This is a genomic window from Bradyrhizobium sp. (genome assembly GCF_049798375.1).
GTDB lineage: Bacteria > Pseudomonadota > Alphaproteobacteria > Rhizobiales > Xanthobacteraceae > Bradyrhizobium.
Genome location: NZ_JBARGP010000217.1, coordinates 1 through 4,543, shown reverse-complemented (window position 1 = coordinate 4,543; position 4,543 = coordinate 1). Strand labels below are relative to the sequence as shown.

6 protein-coding genes are annotated in these 4,543 nt (G+C 65.5%); 2 read left to right on the top strand and 4 right to left on the bottom strand.

What is annotated here, in order from left to right:
- Nucleotides 1–182 precede the first annotated feature (182 nt).
- Together WA702_RS09240 and WA702_RS09235 are read left to right on the top strand one after the other, a co-directional pair.
- Nucleotides 183–398 (top strand): hypothetical protein, encoded by a 216-nt coding sequence (locus tag WA702_RS09240; RefSeq protein WP_425110218.1) that lies wholly within the window; start codon nt 183–185, stop codon nt 396–398.
- A gap of 6 nt (nt 399–404) precedes the next feature.
- Nucleotides 405–1,565, top strand: a complete 1,161-nt coding sequence (locus WA702_RS09235; RefSeq protein WP_425110217.1) for a glutathionylspermidine synthase family protein — start codon at nt 405–407, stop codon at nt 1,563–1,565.
- A 13-nt stretch (nt 1,566–1,578) separates the two neighbouring features.
- Here WA702_RS09235 and WA702_RS09230 read toward each other — a convergent pair whose 3' ends face one another.
- The 4 genes from WA702_RS09230 to WA702_RS09215 form a co-directional block, all read right to left on the bottom strand.
- The gene (locus WA702_RS09230) at nt 1,579–2,451 is read right to left on the bottom strand and encodes a CheR family methyltransferase (RefSeq protein WP_425110216.1); all 873 of its coding nucleotides are present in this window, start codon (nt 2,449–2,451) and stop codon (nt 1,579–1,581) included.
- On the bottom strand, nt 2,448–3,647 hold the full coding sequence (locus WA702_RS09225; RefSeq protein ID WP_425110215.1) for a protein-glutamate methylesterase/protein-glutamine glutaminase: 1,200 nt from the start codon (nt 3,645–3,647) through the stop codon (nt 2,448–2,450). The genes WA702_RS09230 and WA702_RS09225 overlap by 4 nt, the downstream gene beginning before the upstream one ends.
- A 73-nt stretch (nt 3,648–3,720) precedes the next feature.
- Complete coding sequence (locus WA702_RS09220) at nt 3,721–4,086, bottom strand: response regulator (RefSeq protein WP_425110214.1); 366 nt, start codon at nt 4,084–4,086, stop codon at nt 3,721–3,723.
- A gap of 86 nt (nt 4,087–4,172) precedes the next feature.
- Nucleotides 4,173–4,543, bottom strand: a 371-nt coding sequence (locus WA702_RS09215) for a chemotaxis protein CheW (protein WP_425110213.1), incomplete at its 5' end; no start/stop codon positions are given.

The window sequence follows — 4,543 nt, the reverse complement described above, 5'->3', positions numbered from 1 at the left end:
CTCCGGCGGTGTCGCGCGCGGCGGCTTCGGCGCCTCGGGCCACGGCTTCGGCGCCGGTGGCGGCGAATGATTTTTTAACGGTGCCAACAAATCACCGCGTTTGCGGTGTCGAGTGAGCGCGGATCTTTGACACAGACTCAAAATCATAAGAAAATCGAATTCTGACTTTGGGGATGACACCCATGAAGCGTTCGCGCCGTGTGGTGCTGACGATGATGGGGACTGCCGCCCTTGGCGCAGTCTCCATGAGCTTTGCACGCGCGCAGCCTTGTGGCCCCGGGTTCGAGACTGTGCGAGGGCCGAACGGACAGCCGGACTGCCGCGCCATCCAGGGTGGTTTTGCCCATGGAGGCTTCGGCGGCACGGCTGCGCATGTCCACGGCCATGCCGGCGGCTAGCGGCGCATGAAGCGGATCGCCTGTCCCGAGCGTGACGACTGGCGACAGACGGCCGATGATTGCGGCTTCGACTTCTGCGAGATCGACGGCCAACGCTATTGGGACGAACGTGCCTACTATCAATTCAGCCTGAAGGAGATCGACGTCGACATCGAGGCGGCGACGGCGGAGATCGAGGCGATGTGCCTCGAACTGGTCGACCGCGCGCTCGCCGACGACGCGATCCTGACGCGGCTGAAGATTCCACCAGCGTTCTGGCCGCTGCTTCACGACAGCTGGCAGCGCGAAGATCGCAGCCTGTATGGCCGGCTCGATCTCAGCTTCAGCGGACAAGGGCCGGCCAAGCTGCTCGAATACAATGCGGATACGCCGACCTCGATCTTCGAGGCCGCGGTGTTTCAATGGACCTGGCTGGAGCAGTCGATCGAGCGGCGCGTGCTGCCCGGCCGCGCCGATCAGTACAACTCGATCCACGAGCGGCTGATCGCGCGCTGGGAGGAGCTCGGCCCTGTCGGCCGCCTGCATCTCACGGGGATGACCGGCGAGGCCGAGGATGCCGGCACACTTGCTTACCTCGCCGACACCGCGGCGCAGGCCGGCCTTGCCACTGAGATCATCGACATCGCGGACATCGGCTGGCGCGATAAAGGCGGCGGCTTCGTCGACCTCGACACCAACGACATGGCGCTGGTGTTCAAGCTCTATCCCTGGGAATGGATGTTCCACGACACCTTTGGCGCGCGGCTGCCCGAAGCGCGCACGCGCTGGATCGAGCCGCCGTGGAAGGCGCTGCTCTCCAACAAGGGCATCCTGCCGCTGCTGTGGCAGATGTTCGAGGGCCATCCGAACCTGCTGCCGGCGTTCTTCGAGGACGATCCGAAAGCCGCGAGGCTCGGCACCAGCTTCGTGCGCAAGCCGCTGTATTCGCGCGAGGGCGCCAATGTCAGCCTGGTCGCCGACGGCGTCGCAGTCAGTACCGAGGGCGGCCCTTACGGAGCGGAAGGCTTCGTGCGCCAGGCCCTGGCGCCGCTGCCCGACTTCGGCGGCGTCTATCCGGTGGTCGGCAGCTGGCTGGTCGCGGGCGAGCCGTGCGGACTATCGATTCGCGAGGACGCAACGCCGATCACCGGCAACGGCTCGCGCTTTTTGCCGCACGCGATCTTGTAGCGAACGCTTCGGCTCAGCGGGCCGCGGCGACCTTCAGCCCCGCCAGCGTCGCTGCGCCGCCCGGACGCGCCATCCGCGCCGGATTGAGCTGATACAGCCCGCGCCGATCCGAACAGGGCCGGAACGCATCGGTGATGCCGACCACGGATTCCGCCGCTCCCAACATCAAATAGCCGTCGGGCTCCAGCATGCGGGCCAGACGCTCGAAGATCGAGATCTTGGTCTCCTGGTCGAAATAGATCAGCACGTTGCGGCAGAAGATCACGTCGAACTTGCCGAGATGGGAGAAGTCCTGCAGCAGGTTCAACTGCCGGTGCTGGACCATGCTGCGGATGTCGGCGTTGAGCTGCCACATCTCGCCGGTCTGGCTGAAATGCTTGACCAGCAGCTGGATCGGCAGGCCGCGCTGCACCTCGAACTGGCTGTAGAGGCCGGCCCTCGCCTTCTCCAGCACGTCCTGCGACAGGTCGGTGGCGACGATCTCGGTGCGCCAGCCCGACAGCATGGGACCGAACTCGCGCAGGCACATCGCGATCGAATACGGCTCCTGGCCGGTCGAGCACGCCGCCGACCAGATCCGGATCGAATGCCGCATGGCACGCGACTGTACGAGGGTGGGCAGGATCGGATCGCGCAAATGATCGAACGGAATCTTGTCGCGGAAGAAGAACGTCTCGTTGGTCGTCATCGCCTGGACGACGTCGGAGGTGAGCTGCTCGGCGCCGCTCTTCATCTTCACAACCAGCTCGGTGATGGTGCCGAGCCCAACGCGGCGCGCCAACGGCAGCAGCCGGCTTTCGACCAGATATTGCTTGTCTGTGGACAGATCGAGCCCCGAGCGCTCCTTGAGAAGCCGGCGCAGGAATTCGTAATCGAGCGGCGTCACGAGCGGTCTCCTGCAAACAACCGGACCAGCTTCGGCGCGATCTGATTCAAGGGGAGGATGGCCGAGCAGATGCCGGCATTGGCCGCGGCGCCGGGCATGCCCCACACCACGCTGGTGGCCTCGTCCTGCGCCATCACGCTGCCGCCGGCGGCGACGATTTCCTTGCCGCCGCGCATGCCGTCCGAGCCCATGCCGGTGAGGATCACGGCGAGCGTCGCGCCCTGCCAGACCTCGATCGCCGAAGAGAACAGCGGGTCGACCGCAGGCTTGCAGAAGTTCACCGGCGGGCCGTTATCGAGCACGATCACGGTCTCGGCGCCATGGCGCGCGACCTTCATGTGACGGCCGCCCGGCGCGAGATAGATCCGGCCGGCCTTGACGGGCTCACCGTCGACCGCCTCATGCGCGGGACGCCGGCTCGATCGTGCGAGGTGCTCCGCCAGAATGGTGGTGAAGGTCGGCGGCATGTGCTGGGTGATCAGCACCGGACAGCGATCGATCACCGGACCGAGTTCGGCCACCACCGACATCAGCGCCTGCGGGCCGCCAGTCGAGGAGCCGATCAGGAGCACCTTCGGCATCTGCGTACTGAATGCGCGACGCGCCAGCTGCGCCGACGCGTGCGACGCGGCTGCAAGTGCCGGCGCCGGGACCGTACGGACCGCGAGCGGCCGGTGCTCCGGGATCGGCGCGATGCTCGGCACGGCCGGTGCATGCATCGGCGACATTGGACTGGTGCGGCGCGCCTTGCCGCCGAGGGCGCGGATCTTCTGGATCAGATCGTGATGGAAGATGTCGGCCGCCGACGCCTCGCGCGTGCTCTCGGGCTTCGGGATGTAGTCGGCGGCGCCGAGCGACAGCGCCTTGAAGCTGATCTCCGCGTTACGGCGGGTCAGCGTGGACGCCATGATGATGATCAGGTTCTTCTTCTTGGCAAGCAGTCGCGGCAGTGCGGCGATGCCATCGAGCTCGGGCATCTCGATATCCAGCACGGCGACGTCGGGATTGACACGCTCGATCTGGTTGACGGCCTCGAGCCCGGTGCGGAGCGAGGCCGCCACCACCATGTCGGGCTCCGATCCGATCCAGCGCGAGATCATGCCACGGATCACGACCGAATCGTCGACGACCATCACGCGCAGCGGCTCGTGGCGGGTCGAACTGGGAATCGAAGAACTTGCCAATGCGACGCTCATCAGTACACCACGAACCAGAAGCAGACAGGAAGACAGAGCCGGGCGGCATTGGCGCGCGCCCGGACACGATGGATCAGAGCAGGCCGACTTCCTGGAACTTCGCCGTGACGATGTCCTTGTCGAACGGCTTCATGATGTACTCGTTGGCGCCGGCATGCAGCGCGCGCGCGATATGCGCGACGTCGTTTTCGGTGGTGCAGAACACGACCTTGGGCTGATCGCCGCCCGGCATGCGGCGCAGATTGCCCAGGAACTCATAGCCGTCCATCACCGGCATGTTCCAGTCGAGCAGCACGGCGTCCGGAAGACCGCGCTTGCAGACCTCCAGCGCCTGCTCGCCGTCTTCCGCTTCCAGGATCTGAAAGTCCAGACCTTCCAGGATGCGGCGCGCGACCTTTCGAATGACGCTTGAATCGTCGACCACAAGACAGGTTCTCATGTGTGCCTCTTATTCTCTCTTCTGATCCAGTTGTACTGAGCGTTGCGCTTCGCGCAGGTCGCGCGCCGCGGTCTCTGTCTCGGTCGTCAGGCAGCCATCTTGTCGTGCGCCATTTCGAGCACACGATCGACGTCGAGGATGACCATCAACTGTCCGTCGAGGCGATGAACGCCGCCGGCCAGCTTGGCCATGCGTGGATCGAGATTGACCGGATTCTCCTCGCGACCGTCGTCGGGTAGACGCAGCACCTCTCCGATCTGGTCGATCAGGAGGCCGTAGGATTCGCCGCGCAGGTCGACGCCGACCGCCATCGGCGGCTTGCCGTCGTCGGCCTTGGACAGGCCGAGACGGGCGCGCATGTCGATCACGGTGACGATGCGGCCGCGCAGGTTCAATACGCCGGCGATCTCGGCCGACGACAGCGGCACCCGCGTCAGCCGTTCCGGCATGAACACGT